This window comes from Streptomyces longispororuber, assembly GCF_024448165.1.
GTDB classification, from domain to species: Bacteria; Actinomycetota; Actinomycetes; order Streptomycetales; family Streptomycetaceae; genus Streptomyces; species Streptomyces longispororuber_A.
Genome location: NZ_JAMOLN010000058.1, coordinates 29,585 through 45,905 on the forward strand (window position 1 = coordinate 29,585; position 16,321 = coordinate 45,905).

Here is a 16,321-nt window from a genome sequence, read left to right on the forward strand (position 1 = left end):
AGACGAGTTGTACCGACTCGAGCGGCGAGCCGCCACCCTTCCTCATCGCGTTCCAGCACAGGAGGATCCGTGCGCACCAACACCCTCGGACGCCATGGCAGACAGCTCGCCCTGCTGCTGACCACGGCACTCGGACTCACCGCACTCACCGTGGCCCCGCAGGCCACGGCGGCGGACGAGCCCGTCGTGCCGCAGGGGCTCAAGGGCGAGTACTACACCCAATCCGCCCCGGGAGCCTTCGACTTCGACGAGTTGAAGGCCACCGGATTCGACCCCAGGATCGACTTCGGCAGCCTGGAGTCCCGGCTCCAGTCCGCCACCGGCCGCGCGGACGACGCGAGCGTCCGCTGGACCGGGAAACTCGTGCCGGAGAAGACCGGCTCGACAACGTTTTCCCTCATCGGGGACAACGGATTCCGGCTGTGGGTCGACGGCAAGCTGGTCATCGACCACTGGGTCGACGACTGGGACAAGGAGCAGACCTCCGCGCCCGTCGAACTGACCGCCGACAAGGCCGTCGACATCAAGGTCGAGTACTTCGAGCACTACGGCGGCTCCAACCTCCACCTGCGCTGGACCGAGCCGGGTGAGCAGAAGGAGGCGATCCCGTCGTCGGCGTTCCGGCTGCCCGACGACTGGAAGTACGACGGCGCCATCGGCACCACCGTGCTCGGCGACGGCCGCACCCTGAAGCTCGACTTCGCCCAGAAGCTGGGCACGATACCCGGCGATGTGAACGACCACCTGAACGCCGTGATCGGCGGCGCCAAGTGGCCGCTGAAGACGGTCAAGGCCGACCCGGACGACGCGCGGTCCCTGCTCGTCGGCCTGGCCGAACCGGTCGTCGGCAACAAGGACGGCGACGCACCCGGCCTGGCCGACGTCACGTACGACGGCAAGGGCGGCCTCGCCGGCAGCGACGGCACCGCCGTCGGCTCCTTCTGGTCCAGCGGCCCGAACCACTCCACGCACCAGCTGACCACCAAGTGGGGCGACGACGTCACCGCGGGCAACGCCCACCGCGAGTACCCGCGGCCCCAGCTGACCCGCTCGAACTGGCAGAACCTGAACGGGAGCTGGGAGTTCGCCGCCGCCAAGGACGGCGATCCGGTGCCGGTCGGCAAGAAGCTCGGCGAGAAGATCCTCGTGCCGTACCCGGTCGAGTCCCAGCTCTCCGGGATCGAGCGCCACGAGGACCGCATGTGGTACCGGCGTACCTTCACGGTTCCCGCGAACTGGAAGGTCGGCAAGGGGCAGCGCCTCCAGCTGAACTTCGGTGCCGTCGACTGGAAGTCCGAGATCTACGTCAACGGCAAGAAGGTCGCCGACCACAAGGGCGGCTACGACAAGTTCAGCGCGGACGTCACCGACGCGCTCAAGCCCGGCCGCACCCAGGAGCTGATCGTCGGCGTCTACGACCCGACCGACGCGGCGAACGGCGAGAACCCGCCGCTCGGCAAGCAGCGCCTCGACCCCAGCGGCATCTGGTACACCCCGTCGTCGGGCATCTGGCAGACGGTGTGGATGGAGCCCGTCGCGGCCGACCACGTCACCGACCTGAAGCTGACGCCGGATGTGGAGAAGGGCCAACTGGCCGTCGACACCACCGGGGTCCGCGCCGGACTCCCGGTCACGGCCACCGCGTACGCCGGCGACCGCAAGGTGGCCACCGCCACCGGCACCTCCGGCTCACCGCTCACCCTGAAGATCGCCAAGCCGCGGCTGTGGACCCCGGACGACCCCTACCTGTACGACCTCAAGGTGAGCGTCGGCTCGGACCGCGTCGGCAGCTACTTCGGGATGCGCTCCATCAAGGTCGAGCAGGTGGACGGCACCCCGCGCACCGTGCTCAACGGCAAGCCCACCTTCATGATGGCCACCCTCGACCAGGGCTTCTGGCCGGACGGCCTGCACACCGCGCCCAGTGACGAGGCGCTCGCGTACGACCTGAAGATGCACAAGCAGATGGGCTTCAACTCCGTCCGCAAGCACATCAAGGTCGAACCCGACCGCTGGTTCTACTGGGCCGACAAGCTGGGCCTGCTCGTCTGGCAGGACATGCCGGCGATGACGGCCGGGGTGAACCCGTCCACGGCCGCCCGCGCCGAGTTCGAGCGCGAGATGAAGATCATGATCGACCAGCACTACAACCACCCGTCGGTCGTCATGTGGGTCACCCTCAACGAGGGCTGGGGCCAGTACGACGAGGCGCGCCTCGCCGACCAGGCCAAGTCCTGGGACCCGACCCGCCTGATCAACTCGATGTCCGGCATCAACCTGGGCCGGGACGGCGGAACCGGCGACATCCTCGACGAACACGGCTATCCGAGCCCGGCCCTGCCGCCGAACCCCGACGGCAAACGGGCCCTGGTCGCGGGCGAGTACGGCGGCCTCGGCCTCGCCGTGCCCGGCCACGCCTGGTCGGTCCAGCAGTCCTACGTCGACGTCGACCCGGCGACGTACACGGACGACTACCTCACCAAGCTGGATGAGGTGCACAAGCTCGCCTGCAAGGGCGGCAACGGCGCCGTCTACACGCAGATCTCCGACGTGGAGGGTGAGCTGAACGGCCTGCTCACCTACGACCGCAGGGTCGTCAAGCCGGACGTGAAGCGCGTGCACGACGCCCAGCAGGCGCTGATCCGCGACGCCTCCCAGGCGACCGTGCAGAACTGTTCCTGATCCGTACGCCCCGGGGCGGGCCCGCACGCCGGGCCCGCCCCCTTCTCGTGGGAGACAGCTCATGACAGTGACACGACGCGGCGTGCTGCAGGCCGCGACGGTGGTCTCCGCGGCCACCGCGTTCGGCGGCGCGGCCGGCGCCCCGGCCATGGCGGACACCCCGGCCCGGGCGGACGCGGCCGGTCCCGCCGCCGACGCCTTCACCCGCCTCCCCGCCGGCAGCATCACCGCCCGCGGCTGGCTCGCCGGACAGTTGAGACTCCAGCTCGCCGGACTCTGCGGCCGCTACGAGGAGCGCTCGCACTTCCTCGCCATGGAAACCAGCGGCTGGGCCCACCCCGAACTCGGCGGCTGGGAGGAACTCCCCTACTGGCTCAGGGGTTTCGTACCGCTCGCCGTCGCCACCCGGGACAGCGCGGCACTCGCCACCAGCAAGCGCTGGATCGACGCGATCCTCGCCACCCAGGAGCCCGACGGCTTCTTCGGCCCGCGCGCCCTGCGCACCTCCCTGAACGGCGGCCCCGACTTCTGGCCGTTCCTGCCGCTGCTCATGGCCCTGCGCACGTACGAGGAGTACACGCACGACGAGCGCATCGTGCCGTTCCTGACCCGGTTCCTGCGGTACATGGAGACGCAGGGCAAGGGCGCCTTCGACTCCAGCTGGGTCTCGGTGCGCTGGGGCGACGGCATCGACACGGCGCGCTGGCTGTACGAGCGCACCGGCGACACGTTCCTGACGAGCCTCGTCGAGAAGATGCACCGCTACGGCGCCGACTGGACCGGCGCCCTGCCCACCCCGCACAACGTGAACATCGCCCAGGGCTTCCGCGAACCCGCCCAGTACGCTCAGTGGGCGGCCGACGGCGCCGACGGCCTCGTGCGGGCCACCTACCGCACCTACGACCAAGTCCTCGCCGAATACGGCCAGTTCGCGGGCGGCGGCATCGCGGGCGACGAGAACTACCGGCCCGGATTCGGTGATCCGCGCCAGGGCTTCGAGACCTGCGGCATCGTCGAGTTCATGGCCAGCCACGAGCTGCTCACCCGGATCACCGGCGACCCGGTCTGGGCCGATCGCTGCGAGGACCTCGCCTTCAACATGCTCCCGGCCGCCCTCGACCCGCAGGGCAAGGGCATCCACTACGTCACCAGCGCCAACGGCGTCGACCTCGACAACGCCCGCAAGACCGACGGCCAGTTCCAGAACGGCTTCGCCATGCAGTCGTTCCAGCCGGGCGTCGACCAGTACCGCTGCTGCCCGCACAACTACGGCATGGGCTGGCCCTACTTCACCGAGGAACTCTGGCTCGCCACCCCCGACGGCGGACTCGCCGCCGCGCTCTACGCCGCCTGCGAGGTGCGGGCGACGGTCGGCGCCGACGGCGTGCCCGTGACCGTGCGCCAGGAGACCGACTACCCGTTCGACGAGACGATCACGCTGACCGTGCAGGTCGACCGGCCCGTCGACTTCCCGCTGCGGCTGCGCGTCCCCGGCTGGTGCGACCGACCGCGCCTCACCGTCAACGGGCAACAGGTGAAGGCGGGTTCGGGTCCGTCCTTCACCACCGTCCGGCGCACCTGGCGGGACGGCGACCGGGTCACCCTCCGGCTGCCCCAGCGCACCACCCTGCGCACCTGGAGCGCCAACCACGACAGCGTCAGCGTCGACCACGGGCCGCTCACCTACTCGCTCAAGGTCGCCGAGAAGTACGTGCGGACCGGCGGCAGCGACACCTTCCCCGAGTACGACGTGCACGCCGCGTCGAACTGGAACTACGGGCTGGTGCCCGGGAGTTCGCCCGCACTGCGGCGCAGTGCGGGACCGCTGCCCGACAACCCGTTCACCCTCGACGGCACCCCCGTCACGCTCGCCGCGAAGGCCCGCCGCATCCCCGAGTGGATCGCCGACGACGAACACGTCGTCGCACCGCTGCAGCCCAGCCCCGCGCGCAGCCGGGCAGCCGTGGAGACCGTGACGCTCGTGCCGATGGGCGCGGCACGACTGCGCATCACCTCCTTCCCCACGGCCGCCCCCGACGGACACCCCTGGACGCCCGAACCGGCGTACCACCGCATCCAGAACAAGCACAGCGGCAAGGTCCTCGCCGTCGACTCCATGTCCACCGCGAACGACGCGCGCGTCGTCCAGTTCGACAACACGGGGACGGGCGACCACGCCTGGCAGCTGCTCGACGCCGGCGACGGACGCCTGCGCATCCGCAACGGGCAGAGCGGGAAGTTCCTCGCGGTGGAAGGCAGTTCGACCAGCGACAGCGCCCGGGCCGTCCAGTACGAGGACGACGGACGCGCCGACCTGCTGTGGACCCGTGTCGAGCAGTCCGACGGCTGGTTCCTGCTGCGCAACGAGCACAGCGGCAAGGTGCTCGGCGTCGACGGGATGTCCACCGCCAACAGTGCCCAAGTGGTGCAGTTCGCCGACAACGGGACGGACGACCACCTGTGGCGCCTGGAGTCTTGACGGGCTGTCGGGACGGACGAAGAATGATCGCGCATCACGCTGACAACGTTGTCGAAACGCGCACCATGAGAGGCGCACGATGAAGAGACGTACCCGCCGCACGCTCGGCGTGCTCGCGGCCGCCGCCCTGCTCGGTACGGGACTCGGGGCGCCCGCGGCGCAGGCCGCGTCGGGCGCGGACGGCCGACTGACCGACCTGGTCAACCCGTTCATCGGCACCGAGAACGAGGGCAACACCTATCCCGGCGCCGCCGTGCCGTTCGGCATGGTGCAGTTCTCGCCGGACACCGGGCACAACACCGGCTACGACTACTCCGAGAACCACATCCGCGGCTTCTCCACCGTCCATCTGTCGGGCGTGGGCTGCGGCCTCGGCGGCGACCTGCCGGTGCTGCCCACCACGGGTGACGTCACGAGCACCGACTACGCGTCGTACGCGGCAGAGTTCAGCCACGACGACGAGAAGGCGTCGCCCGGCTACTACAAGGTCGGCCTGAAGACCGGGATCGACGCCGAGCTGAGCGCCACGAAGCGGACCGGGGTGCAGCGCTACACCTTCCCGGCCACCGACAAGGCCAACGTCCTCATCAACGCCGGGCAGTCGCTCCACAAGAGCCTGCACACCAAGGTCGAGATCCTCGACAACCGGACCGTGCGCACCGCCATCACCGGCAGCGGCTTCTGCCAGGACACCAAGCCGTACACCGTCTACACGATCACGAAGTTCGACCGCCCCTTCACCACGTCCGGCACCTGGAAGGGCGACACGGTCACCGCCGGCTCGAAGACGTCGGACGCGGACGCCGACCGCAACGGCGCCTACGTCCGCTTCGACACGAGCAAGGACCGCACGGTCGAGGCGACCACGGCGATCTCCTACGTCGACGCCAAGGGCGCGGCCCTCAACCTCCGTACGGAGGGCGGGCGTTCCTTCGACGCCGTGCGCGACGCCGCGCAGACCGCGTGGGAGGACCGCCTCGACGACGTGAAGGCCCAGGGCGGCGGCGACACCCTGCGCCGCACCTTCTACTCGTCCCTGTACCGGTCGTTCCTCGCGCCGAACGTCGGCAGCGACGTCGACGGCCGCTACACCGGCTGGGACCAGAAGGTCCACCGGGCCAAGGGCTTCACGTACTACCAGAACTGGTCCCTGTGGGACACCTACCGCACCCAGGCCCAGCTGCTCTCGCTGCTCGCGCCGCGCGAGTCGCGGGACATGGCGCTGTCCGTGATCCAGATCGACAAGGACAGCGGCTGGCTGCCCAAGTGGGGCTACGGCACGGTCGAGACGAACATCATGACCGGCGACCCCGTCACCCCGTTCCTCACCAACGCCTACCAGCAGGGGCTGCTCAAGGGGCACGAGGAGGACGCGTACCGCGCCCTGAAGAAGAACGCGGACGGCGTGCCGCCCGCCGACTCGGCGCCGGTCGGACGCGAGGCCAACAAGGAGTACCTGGCCGACGGTTTCGCGCCGTACATCAAGGGCCGCGCGCACGTGAAGCCCGGTGACTCCGACTACGACCACGGGGCCTCTGCCACCCTGGAGTACGCGCTCTCCGACGCCATGCTCGGACAGATGGCGAAGGAGCTCGGGCACGCGGACGACGCGAAGCGGTACACCGAGCGGGCCCAGAACTACCGGAAGATCTTCGACGCCTTGACCGGGTTCTTCCGGGCGCGGGACGCGGCCGGCGCCTTCACCGGGCCCGTCGACCCCGCCGAGAGCGAGGGCTTCCACGAGGGCACGTCCTGGCAGTACCAGTGGCTCGTGCCGCAGGACCTGCCGGGGATGGTCGGCCTGATCGGCGGCACGGACGCCGCGAACCAGCGGCTCGACTCGTTCTTCGCCTACGACCAGCTGGTGAAGGACCCGGCGAAGACCGCCCGCGAGGTGTGGGTCAACGGCCCGTACGCCTACTACAACGCGGACAAGTACAACCCGCAGAACGAGCCCGACCTCATCGCGCCCTATACGTACCTGTCGACCGGACAGCCGTGGAAGACCACCGACGTGGTGCACGCCGCGCTGACCCTGTTCACCGACGCGCCGACCGGCATGACCGGCAACGACGACCTCGGCACGATGTCCGCGTGGAACGTCCTGTCGTCCATCGGGATCTTCCCGGTGCAGCCCGGCACGGACACCTGGGGCCTGTCGACGCCGGTGTTCGAGCGGGTCGACGTCACGCTCGACCGGCGGTACTACCCGCAGGGGAAGCTGACCGTGCGGGCGCCGGGCACCTCGGACTCGGTCCGCTACATCCAGTCCGCCCGGACGGACGGGACCGCGTACGGCAAGACGTACCTGACCACCGAGGACCTGCGCGGACTGCGGGACCTCTCCTTCGAGGTGGGCAGTACGCCGTCGGCGTGGGGGACCGGTGCCGACGCGGCGCCGCCCGCCCTGAGGTGACGTACTAGACAGTCCACACCCGTCCCACGAGACCCGCCTCTCCCAGAGGGGCGGGTCTTAATCTGTTGTTAACTGAGCGTGCCGAGATCGTACTTGACCGTAATCGAGTGAGGGCGATTGACTGCCCACTCCCCGTCGTCGACGCGAGAGCACTCCATGACCGCCAAGAGCTCGGACCTGCTCGCACCACTCGACCTTGCCTTCTGGAACATCGAGACCGCGGAACACCCCATGCACCTGGGCGCGTTGGGGGTCTTCGAGGCCGATGCGCCCGGCGCCGCGCAGCACGCCCACGAACTGCTCGCGGCCCGCGCCGCCGGGGTGCCCGGGCTGCGGATGCGCATAGCGGGAGTGCTGATCCCGGTCGGGGGCGCCGCCCGGGTGCCCGTCACGGACTTCGAGCCGCTGGAGCACGTGCGGCTCACCGCTCCCGTGGACGACTTCCACGCGGCCGCGGGCGCCCTGATGGAGCGGCCGCTGGACCGGCGGCGGCCGCCGTGGGAGGCGCACGTGCTGCCCGCGGCGGACGGCGCTTCCTTCGCCGTCCTGTTCAAGTTCCACCACGCCCTCGCCGACGGCCTGCGCGCCCTGACCCTCGCGGCGGCCGTGATGGACCCCGTCGACCTGCCCTTGGCACGCGCACCGAAGGACGAGCCGGCCCCGCGCCGCGGACTGCGGCTGCCGTTCCCCGGGATGCGGGAGATCACGCTCGGCGACCTCGACCCGCGGCGCTACCCCGGCCACGTGCGCGCGCTCGCGGGCGGCGCGTCGCAGGCCCTGTCGATCGGCGCGTCCGTGGCGCGGGCCACCTGGGGCGTGCGGACCTCGCCCGCGCTCACCGCCGACGCCAGCGGCCGGCGGCGCACCGCCGGGGTCGTACTCGACCTGGACGACGTGCACCGGATCCGCAAGACGGTGGGCGGCACGGTGAACGACGTCCTGATCGCCGTCGTCGCCGGGGCCGTACGCCGCTGGCTCGACGAGCGCGGCGACGGCAGCGCGGGCGTCGAGCCGCGCGCCCTCGTCCCGGTCTCCCGCCGCCGCCCGCGCACCGCCCACCCGCAGGGCAACCGGCTCTCCGGCTACCTGGTGCGGCTGCCCGTGGGGGAGGGCGACCCCCTCGAACGGCTCCGGGTCGTACGCGCCACCATGGACCGGCGCAAGGACCACGGGCCGGGCCGCGGAGCCGGTGCGGTGGCGCTGCTCGCCGACCACGTGCCGCCGCTCGGCCACCGGCTCGGCGGCGCCTTCGTCGGCCAGAACGCCCGCCTGCTGTTCGACCTGCTCGTCACCAGCGTGCCGCTGCCCAGCCTCGGCCTGAAGCTCGGCGGCTGCCCGCTCACCGAGGTCTTCCCGCTGGCCCCGCTCGCGCAGGGCCAGTCCCTCGCCGTGGCCGTCTCGACGTACCGCGGCCGGGTGCACTACGGGCTCGTCGCCGACGCCGCCGCCGTACCCGACCTGGACGTCCTGGCGGGCGCGGTGACCGACGAGGTGAAGGAGCTGCTGGCTGCCTGTGGCGCCTAGGGCCTGTCTCCCAGGTCCGTCCGTCCGCCCGAAGGGCGGGCCCCGCGGCGTCTGGTGCGTGCTCTCAGGGGGTCCCCCCGGACGAAGGCTGGGGGAGTGCCGGGCTCAAGGCCTCGTACTGGGTGTACTTGGCCTTGCGCCCGGTGCGGCGAGAGCGCGTGCCAGGCGTCGCGGGGCAGGAGGGATCTGGGAGACAGGCCCTAGCCCGGGTCCACGCCGGGGCGGCCGAGGTCCGTGCGGAGCGCGTCCAGCGCCTCCGTCAGGGCCTCGGCGCGGGGGTCGAACCAGGTCGTGCGGATCCGCTCGTTCGTGCCCTTCGGCGTCTCGTGGTCGCCCGCGAGCTGCCGCAGGGACCGCGAGCCGTCACCCAGGGTGCGGCCGACCTCCTGGAAGAGGCCGCGGACGTACCGGTCCGCGTCCTCGGTGGGGACGCCCTGCCCGGCCGCCCACGCGGTGAGCGTCGCCAGGTACCAGTAGTGCGTGGTCAGCGTGGACGTCAGCGTCTGGAAGACGTCGAGCGTCGCCTCGTCCGCGACGGGCAGCGCCCCGCCGAGCCGGTCGAAGAGGGCGTCCACGGCCGGGTGCGCCGGGCAGGTCACGGTGACCGAGCGGCGCTCGCGCACGGCGGGCAGCGGGATGGCCCGCACCACGGGCACTGCCGTACCGAGCAGTCCGCGCACCTCGTCGACGGTGACCCCGGCCATGACGCTGAGGACGACCTGATCGTCCCTGATCCGCAACCCGGCCAGGGCCTGCGCGCGGTCCTGCGGGCGAACGGCGAGGACCACCAGATCGCTGCGGTCCACCACCTCCTGGTTGCCGGCGCCGACCCGCACGCCCGGATACCGCCCGGCGAGCTCGGCGGCGGCCCGGGCGCCCCGCGGCGAGAGCGTGATCGGCGGCGGGTCGGCGACCCCCTCGCACCAGCCGGTCACCAGGGCCCGGCCGAGCTCGCCCACGCCGATGATTCCTATGCGGTCCACGGTCTCTCCCCGGTCGTCCTGGTGCTGCGCGCACGCCGTCCCGACCCCGCCAAACCTACAACGTAGATTCGCCGCCGCGGAACGAGTTTGGAGACAGGGCCCGCCGCTCCGTAAAATTCCGCATTCGAAAGCGAGCGCGGTTCGCGCGCGACGCGGGTGACCCGAGGAACGGCAACAGCGATGACGGTGACAGAGAACCACGAGGCCCCCGGGCCCGGCGACGAGATCGCGTACGGTCCCGGCATCGATCCCGAGCGCCTCGCCGTCTGCCTCGCCGTCCTCGACGAGCTGGACACGCTGGACGTCGACCACCCCGACGCGATCACCGTGCGGCGCGCCACCGCCGGCATCTACCGGACCGTGAAGCAGCGCCGCCGCCAGGAGCGCCGGGCCGCCAAGACCGCCCACGACAAGGCCGTCACCGAGGCGACCGCGACCGGCTCGGCGCAGCGCATCGACGACGAGACCGAGGGCATCCTGCCGTCGTCGATCACCGAGGAGGGCCGGATCGCGGGGATACTCCAGCGCCCGCGCTCCTGCTACACCTGCAAGACCCGGTACGTGGAGGTCGACTACTTCTACCACCAGCTCTGTCCCGACTGCGCCCGCCTCAACCGGGAGAAGCGGGACGCCCGCGCCGACCTCACCGGCAAGCGCGCCCTGCTCACCGGCGGCCGCGCCAAGATCGGCATGTACATCGCGCTGCGGCTGCTGCGCGACGGCGCCCACACGACGATCACCACCCGGTTCCCGAAGGACGCCATCCGCCGCTTCAAGGCGATGGAGGACTCCGCCGACTGGATCCACCGCCTGGAGGTCGTCGGCATCGACCTGCGCGACCCCGCGCAGTCCGTGGCCCTCGCCGAGCAGCTGACCGCGGCGGGACCGCTGGACATCCTGATCAACAACGCGACGCAGACCGTGCGCCGGCTGCCCTCCGCCTACGCCGCCCTGGTCGACGGCGAGAGCGCGCCGCTGCCCGCCGGTGAACTGCCCGCCCACTCCGTGATCGGCGCGTTCAACTCGGGCGCGGTCGACGGCATCGCCGCCCTGCCCATCGGCACCAGCGGCATCGACGCGCAGCAGGTCGCCGACCTCGCGCTCGTCGCGGGCAACGCCAGCATCGAGCGGCACCTCGACGGCACCGCCATCGACGCGGGCGGCCTCGTCCCGGACGTCGTCGACACCAACACCTGGGTGCAGACCATCGACCAGATCTCCCCGGTGGAGCTGCTCGAGACCCAGCTGTGCAACTACACGTCGCCGTTCATCCTGATCAGCGCCCTGCGCCCGGCGATGGCCGAGGCCGCGAAGAAGGCGGGCAGCGGTCGCGCGTACGTCGTGAACGTCTCGGCGATGGAGGGCGTCTTCGGCCGCGGCTACAAGGGCGCGGGCCACCCGAACACGAACGCCGCCAAGGCCGCGATGAACATGGTGACGCGGACCAGCGCCCAGGAGATGTTCCAGTCCGACGGCATCCTCATGACGTCCGTCGACACCGGCTGGATCACCGACGAGCGCCCGCACTACGACAAGCTGCGCCTCGCCGAGGAGGGTTTCCACGCCCCGCTCGACCTGATCGACGGCGCCGCGCGCGTCTACGACCCGGTCGTCCGCGGCGAGTCCGGCGACGACGTGTACGGCGTCTTCCTGAAGGACTACGAACCCGGGAAGTGGTGACGCAGCTGCCGCTGCACGGCGTGCGCGTCGCCGGCCGGTGAGGCGGCGCGCACCCGGGTGCCGCCGTCCACCAGCAGGTCCGCGCCGGTGATCCAGGACGCCTCGTCCGACACCAGCCAGCGCACCGCCCGCGCCACGTCCGCCGGCTCCCCGATCCGGCCCGCGGGCAGCCCCGCCGCCACCGTCTCCTCCGCGGTCTCCCACACGAAGCGGGCCATCTCGGTGCGTACGAGACCGGGGGACACCGAGTTGACCCGCACCAACGGGCCCAGTTCCCCGGCCAGTTGAGCCGTCAGGTGCAGCAGCGCCGCCTTGCTCGTGCCGTACGCGCCGACGTGCGGGCCGACGTGTGCGGCGCCCTCCGTGCACACGTTGACGACGGCGCCGCCGTGCTCGCTCATCCACGCCCGCCACGCGCACTGCACCAGGCGCAGCGGCGCCTCCACGTTCACGGCGAACGCGGTGCGCCACGCCTCGGGGTCGGCGTCCATGAGCGGGCCGTACGGCTGGTTCGTCGCCGCGTTGTTCACCACGACGTCGACCCGGCCGAGCTCGGCCATGGTCCGCTCCGTCACCTCCCACAGATGGGCCGGGTCGGCGACGGACCCGGCCACGCCCACCGCGTTCGCGCCGAGCGCGCGCAGGGCGGTGACCGTCTCCGCGAGGCCCTGGGTGTGGCGTGCCGTCACGCACAGGTCGGCGCCCGCGCGGGCCAGTTCCTCGGCGATCGCGCGGCCGATGCCGCGTGAGGCCCCGGTCACGACGGCCACCCGACCGCCGAGCACGCGCTCCGCATTCATGCGCGTACGTTCTCACGGGGCGGGTGGGCGTGACGACGGGTCAGTGGGTGGGGTGGTCGTGGACGGTTGGTGCGCCAGGTGTGTCGATGGGGGGTCGTCGTGTGCGGGCCGGTGGGGGCTGGTCGCGCCCCGCGGCGGAGCCGCTGATGACACAGCCCCGCGCCCCTGAGACGCTCACCCGTCGGATGGCATCTCCCCGGCGGGGAAGGCTGTGCGCCGGCGCACGCCTTCAGGGGCGCGGGGAACTGCGCGACCGGCCCCCACCGGCCCGCACCCCGGCAACAACCTTCGCGGCAACAACCTTCGCGGCAGCGCCGCTCAGCGCACCGGCACCCCTTGCGCCACCAGCTCGACCACGGCCCGCCAGTCCTCCATCGACCCGGCATCGAGCCCGACCACCTTGCCCGCGTCGTCCGCCTGCCGCAGCGTCACCGCGTCCTCCGCCAGCGGATCCGCCTCGAACGACGCCACCTCGCGCGCCGTCATCGGACCACCCTGCGCACCGAGCGTCAGGGAACTCTGCGCGGACAGACCACGGCCCGGCTCGACGGCCGCGAGGTACCGCTTGGCCGGCACGTGCAGCCGCACCAGCCGCGCCACCCGCTCACCGAGCAGCCCGCGCACCGCCTCCGCCGCCCGGTCCGCGTGCCCCGCGTCGTCGCCCGGGCTCAGCAGGTGCCCGAGGTCGTGCACCAGACCCGCGACCTGCAACTCCTTGTCGCTGGGCCGGGAACGGCGCAGCAGCGCCGCCGTCTGCAGCGCGTGGTCGTGCAGGTCGACGGGGTCACCGCTGCGGTCGGGGGTGTCCCACGCGCCCCGGCAGGCGTACAGCGCGGCCATCAACTCCTCGACGGTGCACAGCTCGACGCGTTCCATGGACGGACTCCTCCCGAAGATCCTCCGCTGCCTGTCCGGAAGCAGACCATGAGGACCTGACGGACCGGTCAACGGGACGTTAACGCTCCTTCCCTCGTGTGGTGCAGAATTGCCCGCATGCCCCGCCCGACCCACCGCACCCGGACGCGCCCCGCCGCGCCGGGCGCGCGCGTCCTGTGGGGTGCGCTGCTGATGGCGCTGCTCGTCTCCGTGCTCGGCGTCCCGGCGTGCGCGGCGACCGCCCCGCAGGCCGACGCCCGCGCGGTCGCCCGGGTCGCGCCCGCGACACCCGGCTGCGACCCCGAGCAGCGGCACGCCCCGGACGGCCGGCAGGGCGTGCCCTCGCGCGGCACGTCCGCCCACGAACTCCTCGCGCCGCTCGTGCACGAGCACGGGCTCGGCGCCGACGCCACGTTCGACGGCACCGTCCCGCCGACCCCGGCAGGCCGCGGCCCGCCGCCGCACGACCCGCCCTCACCGGTCGAACTGTCCGTCCTGCGCGTGTAGATGACGCCCACTCACCCCGCGTCATCACCCGTACCGCCGCACGCAAGGACGACTTCGCCATGCCCGAAAACACCACTCCCGACAACACCACCGGTAGGAACACCCCCGGCAAGAACACCCCCGGCAAGCGCCGTCCGCTCGTCATCTGCGCCGCCGTCGCCGTGGCCGCCGCGCTCCTCGGCACCGTCTCGTACACGGCGACCCGGCCCGAGCCCCGTACCTCCGTGGTCACCGAGGAGGGCGACTCCGGGCAGCAGCTCGACGACGCCACCGCCGAGCTCGTGAAGCTCGCCCGCCGGGACGCCGACGACGCCCTCGCGCAGGGCCGCGCGGACGCGCCCGTGGTCCTCATCGAGTACGCCGACTTCAAGTGCGGCTACTGCGGCAAGTTCGCCCGCGACACCGAACCCGCCCTCGTGAAGAAGTACGTCGACGACGGCACCCTGCGCATCGAATGGCGCAACTTCCCGATCTTCGGCGCCGAGTCCGAGGCCGCCGCGCGCGCCTCCTGGGCGGCCGGGCAGCAGGGCCGCTTCTGGCAGTTCCACGCGGCGGCCTACGCCGAGGGCGCCAAGGAGAAGGGCTTCGGCGCCGCGCGGCTGGACGCCCTGGCCCGGGAGGCCGGGGTGAAGGACCTCGACCGGTTCCGCACCGACCGCGACGGTTCGGCGGCACACGCGGCCGTCGGCAAGGACCGGGACGAGGCGTACCGCCTGGGCGCCACGTCCACGCCCTCCTTCCTCGTCAACGGACAGCCCATCGCGGGCGCCCAGCCCGCGGCCACCTTCGAGCAGGCGGTCGAGACGGCGAAGGCGCAGGCCGCACGGTGAGCGACATCGGCTACCTCGCGGCGTTCCTCGGCGGCCTGCTCGCGCTGCTCAGCCCGTGCAGCGCCCTGCTGCTGCCCGCCTTCTTCGCGTACTCCGTCGACAGCCCGACCCGGCTCGTCGCCCGCACCGGCATCTTCTACCTGGGGCTCGCCACCACCCTGGTCCCGCTCGGCGCCGCCGGCTCGTACGCGGGCCGCTTCTTCTACGGCAACCGGGACCTGCTGGTCGCCGTCGGCGGCTGGCTGATCATCGCGCTCGGCGTGCTGCAGATCGCGGGCCGGGGCTTCGCCTCGCGCCGGATGACCGAGCTGTCCGGGCGGATCAGGCCCACCAACGCCGTCTCCGTGTACGCGCTCGGTGCCGTCTACGGTCTCGCCGGATTCTGCGCGGGACCGATCCTCGGCAGCGTCCTGACCGTCGCCGCGCTCGGCGGGCACCCCGTGTACGGCGGGGCGCTGCTCGCCGTCTACGCGCTGGGCATGGCGGTACCGCTGTTCCTGCTCGCCCTGCTCTGGGAGCGCTTCGACCTCGGCGGGCGGCGGTGGCTGCGCGGGCGGCCGGTGCGGATCGGCCGGTTCGAGGCGCACACGACGACCCTCGCCTCCGGGCTCTTCTTCATCGCGCTCGGCACCCTGTTCCTGGTCTTCGACGGGACGACGGCGCTGCCCGGACTGCTCGACGTCGACGACTCGTTCGCCGTCGAGCAGTGGGCTCGGGGCGTCGGCGACCGGGTGCCGGACGTGGCGCTGCTCGCCCTGGCCGTCGCCGTCGTGGGCGGGGTGTTCGCGGTCCGCGTCCGTCGCGGCCGGACACGGAACGTGACGGAGGACGGCGAACCCCGCGAGGAGCTGAACACGACACCCGCCGCGCCCGTATCTTCCCGTACCACCAAGTAGCTCGCCGTACCGGCGAGTCGACGTCGGTCACCGGGAGGACTGCTTGCGTCGCGTCAACGGCACCGCCCTCATCCTCGCCGCCCTGGTCGCCACCCTCGGCGCCCTGGCCTTCCCGATCTGGTCGTACGCGGACCGGTCGGGAACCGGCCAGGCGAACCTGAACGCCGCCACCGTGGCCACCCGGTGGGGCCCGCTGTCGGCGACCGACCGGGACTTCATCGTCAAGGTCAGGCTCGCCGGGCTGTGGGAGATACCGGCGGGCCAGCAGGCCATGGAGCGCGCCCCCACCCAGGCGATCAGGGACGCCGGCGACCACCTCGTCGTCGGCCACACCGACCTCGACCAGCGGGTGCGCTCGGTGGCCGGGCAGCTCGGCGTGGAACTCCCCAACCAGCCGAACCCGCAGCAGCAGGGCTGGCTCGACGAGCTGTCGGCGGCGAGCGGCAAGGACTACGAGCGGAAGTTCGCCAATCTGCTGCGGGACTCGCACGGAAAGGTGTTCGCGCTCATCGCCCAGGTCCGGCACACCACCCGCAACACGCTCGTTCGGACCCTGGCCACCGACGCCAACCAGACGGTGCTCGACCACATCACCATGCTGGAGGGCACCGGTGACGTGGACTTCGACGCGATCGCCGACGAGGCGGC

12 protein-coding genes are annotated in these 16,321 nt (G+C 72.0%); 9 read left to right on the top strand and 3 right to left on the bottom strand.

Features of this window, described 5'->3' with window-relative positions; all coding sequences use genetic code 11:
- The first annotated feature begins 69 nt into the window (after nt 1–69).
- From M4J07_RS18220 to M4J07_RS18235, 4 genes are all read left to right on the top strand, one after another.
- Nucleotides 70–2,682 carry a PA14 domain-containing protein gene (locus M4J07_RS18220; RefSeq protein WP_255973167.1) on the top strand — a complete coding sequence of 871 codons (2,613 nt, stop codon included), beginning with the start codon at nt 70–72 and terminating at the stop codon, nt 2,680–2,682.
- 61 nt (nt 2,683–2,743) lie between these two features.
- The gene (locus M4J07_RS18225; protein WP_255973168.1) at nt 2,744–5,161 is read left to right on the top strand and encodes a beta-L-arabinofuranosidase domain-containing protein; all 2,418 of its coding nucleotides are present in this window, start codon (nt 2,744–2,746) and stop codon (nt 5,159–5,161) included.
- 79 nt (nt 5,162–5,240) lie between these two features.
- The gene (locus tag M4J07_RS18230; RefSeq protein ID WP_255973170.1) at nt 5,241–7,577 is read left to right on the top strand and encodes a GH92 family glycosyl hydrolase; all 2,337 of its coding nucleotides are present in this window, start codon (nt 5,241–5,243) and stop codon (nt 7,575–7,577) included.
- A 156-nt stretch (nt 7,578–7,733) separates the two neighbouring features.
- Nucleotides 7,734–9,101 (top strand): wax ester/triacylglycerol synthase family O-acyltransferase, encoded by a 1,368-nt coding sequence (locus M4J07_RS18235; RefSeq protein WP_255973172.1) that lies wholly within the window; start codon nt 7,734–7,736, stop codon nt 9,099–9,101.
- A 200-nt stretch (nt 9,102–9,301) separates the two neighbouring features.
- Here the strand turns inward: M4J07_RS18235 and M4J07_RS18240 are convergent, their stop codons facing one another.
- Nucleotides 9,302–10,084, bottom strand: a complete 783-nt coding sequence (locus M4J07_RS18240; RefSeq protein WP_255973174.1) for an NAD(P)-binding domain-containing protein — start codon at nt 10,082–10,084, stop codon at nt 9,302–9,304.
- A gap of 180 nt (nt 10,085–10,264) precedes the next feature.
- On the opposite strand from M4J07_RS18240, the gene M4J07_RS18245 reads away from it, so the two are divergent.
- Nucleotides 10,265–11,764 (top strand): SDR family NAD(P)-dependent oxidoreductase, encoded by a 1,500-nt coding sequence (locus M4J07_RS18245; protein ID WP_255973176.1) that lies wholly within the window; start codon nt 10,265–10,267, stop codon nt 11,762–11,764.
- Here the strand turns inward: M4J07_RS18245 and M4J07_RS18250 are convergent.
- Both M4J07_RS18250 and M4J07_RS18255 read right to left on the bottom strand, forming a co-directional pair.
- Nucleotides 11,743–12,564, bottom strand: coding sequence for an SDR family oxidoreductase (locus M4J07_RS18250; RefSeq protein ID WP_255973178.1), 822 nt, complete (start codon nt 12,562–12,564; stop codon nt 11,743–11,745). The genes M4J07_RS18245 and M4J07_RS18250 overlap by 22 nt on opposite strands.
- A 318-nt stretch (nt 12,565–12,882) precedes the next feature.
- Nucleotides 12,883–13,440 (bottom strand): HD domain-containing protein, encoded by a 558-nt coding sequence (locus M4J07_RS18255; RefSeq protein ID WP_255973180.1) that lies wholly within the window; start codon nt 13,438–13,440, stop codon nt 12,883–12,885.
- A gap of 117 nt (nt 13,441–13,557) precedes the next feature.
- Between M4J07_RS18255 and M4J07_RS18260 the strand changes: the two genes are divergently transcribed.
- The 4 genes from M4J07_RS18260 to M4J07_RS18275 all read left to right on the top strand — a co-directional run.
- Nucleotides 13,558–13,947: a hypothetical protein gene (locus tag M4J07_RS18260; protein ID WP_255973181.1), complete on the top strand. Its 390-nt coding sequence runs from the start codon at nt 13,558–13,560 to the stop codon at nt 13,945–13,947.
- A 59-nt stretch (nt 13,948–14,006) separates the two neighbouring features.
- Nucleotides 14,007–14,777, top strand: a complete 771-nt coding sequence (locus M4J07_RS18265; RefSeq protein WP_255973183.1) for a DsbA family protein — start codon at nt 14,007–14,009, stop codon at nt 14,775–14,777.
- Complete coding sequence (locus M4J07_RS18270) at nt 14,774–15,673, top strand: cytochrome c biogenesis CcdA family protein (RefSeq protein ID WP_255973184.1); 900 nt, start codon at nt 14,774–14,776, stop codon at nt 15,671–15,673. Before M4J07_RS18265 ends, M4J07_RS18270 begins: the two co-directional genes overlap by 4 nt.
- Before the next feature lie 43 nt (nt 15,674–15,716).
- Nucleotides 15,717–16,321 (top strand): DUF4142 domain-containing protein (locus M4J07_RS18275; RefSeq protein WP_255973186.1); only part of this gene is annotated, 605 nt, incomplete at its 3' end.

What these genes read in the sequence shown, in the direction of transcription:
- M4J07_RS18255 (WP_255973180.1), bottom strand. Translation starts at nt 13,440, where the DNA reads ATGGAACGCGTCGAGCTGTGCACCGTCGAGGAGTTGATGGCCGCGCTG.
- M4J07_RS18260 (WP_255973181.1), top strand. Translation starts at nt 13,558, where the DNA reads ATGCCCCGCCCGACCCACCGCACCCGGACGCGCCCCGCCGCGCCGGGC.
- M4J07_RS18265 (WP_255973183.1), top strand. Translation starts at nt 14,007, where the DNA reads ATGCCCGAAAACACCACTCCCGACAACACCACCGGTAGGAACACCCCC.
- M4J07_RS18250 (WP_255973178.1), bottom strand. Translation starts at nt 12,564, where the DNA reads ATGAATGCGGAGCGCGTGCTCGGCGGTCGGGTGGCCGTCGTGACCGGG.
- M4J07_RS18235 (WP_255973172.1), top strand. Translation starts at nt 7,734, where the DNA reads ATGACCGCCAAGAGCTCGGACCTGCTCGCACCACTCGACCTTGCCTTC.
- M4J07_RS18230 (WP_255973170.1), top strand. Translation starts at nt 5,241, where the DNA reads ATGAAGAGACGTACCCGCCGCACGCTCGGCGTGCTCGCGGCCGCCGCC.
- M4J07_RS18225 (WP_255973168.1), top strand. Translation starts at nt 2,744, where the DNA reads ATGACAGTGACACGACGCGGCGTGCTGCAGGCCGCGACGGTGGTCTCC.
- M4J07_RS18245 (WP_255973176.1), top strand. Translation starts at nt 10,265, where the DNA reads ATGACGGTGACAGAGAACCACGAGGCCCCCGGGCCCGGCGACGAGATC.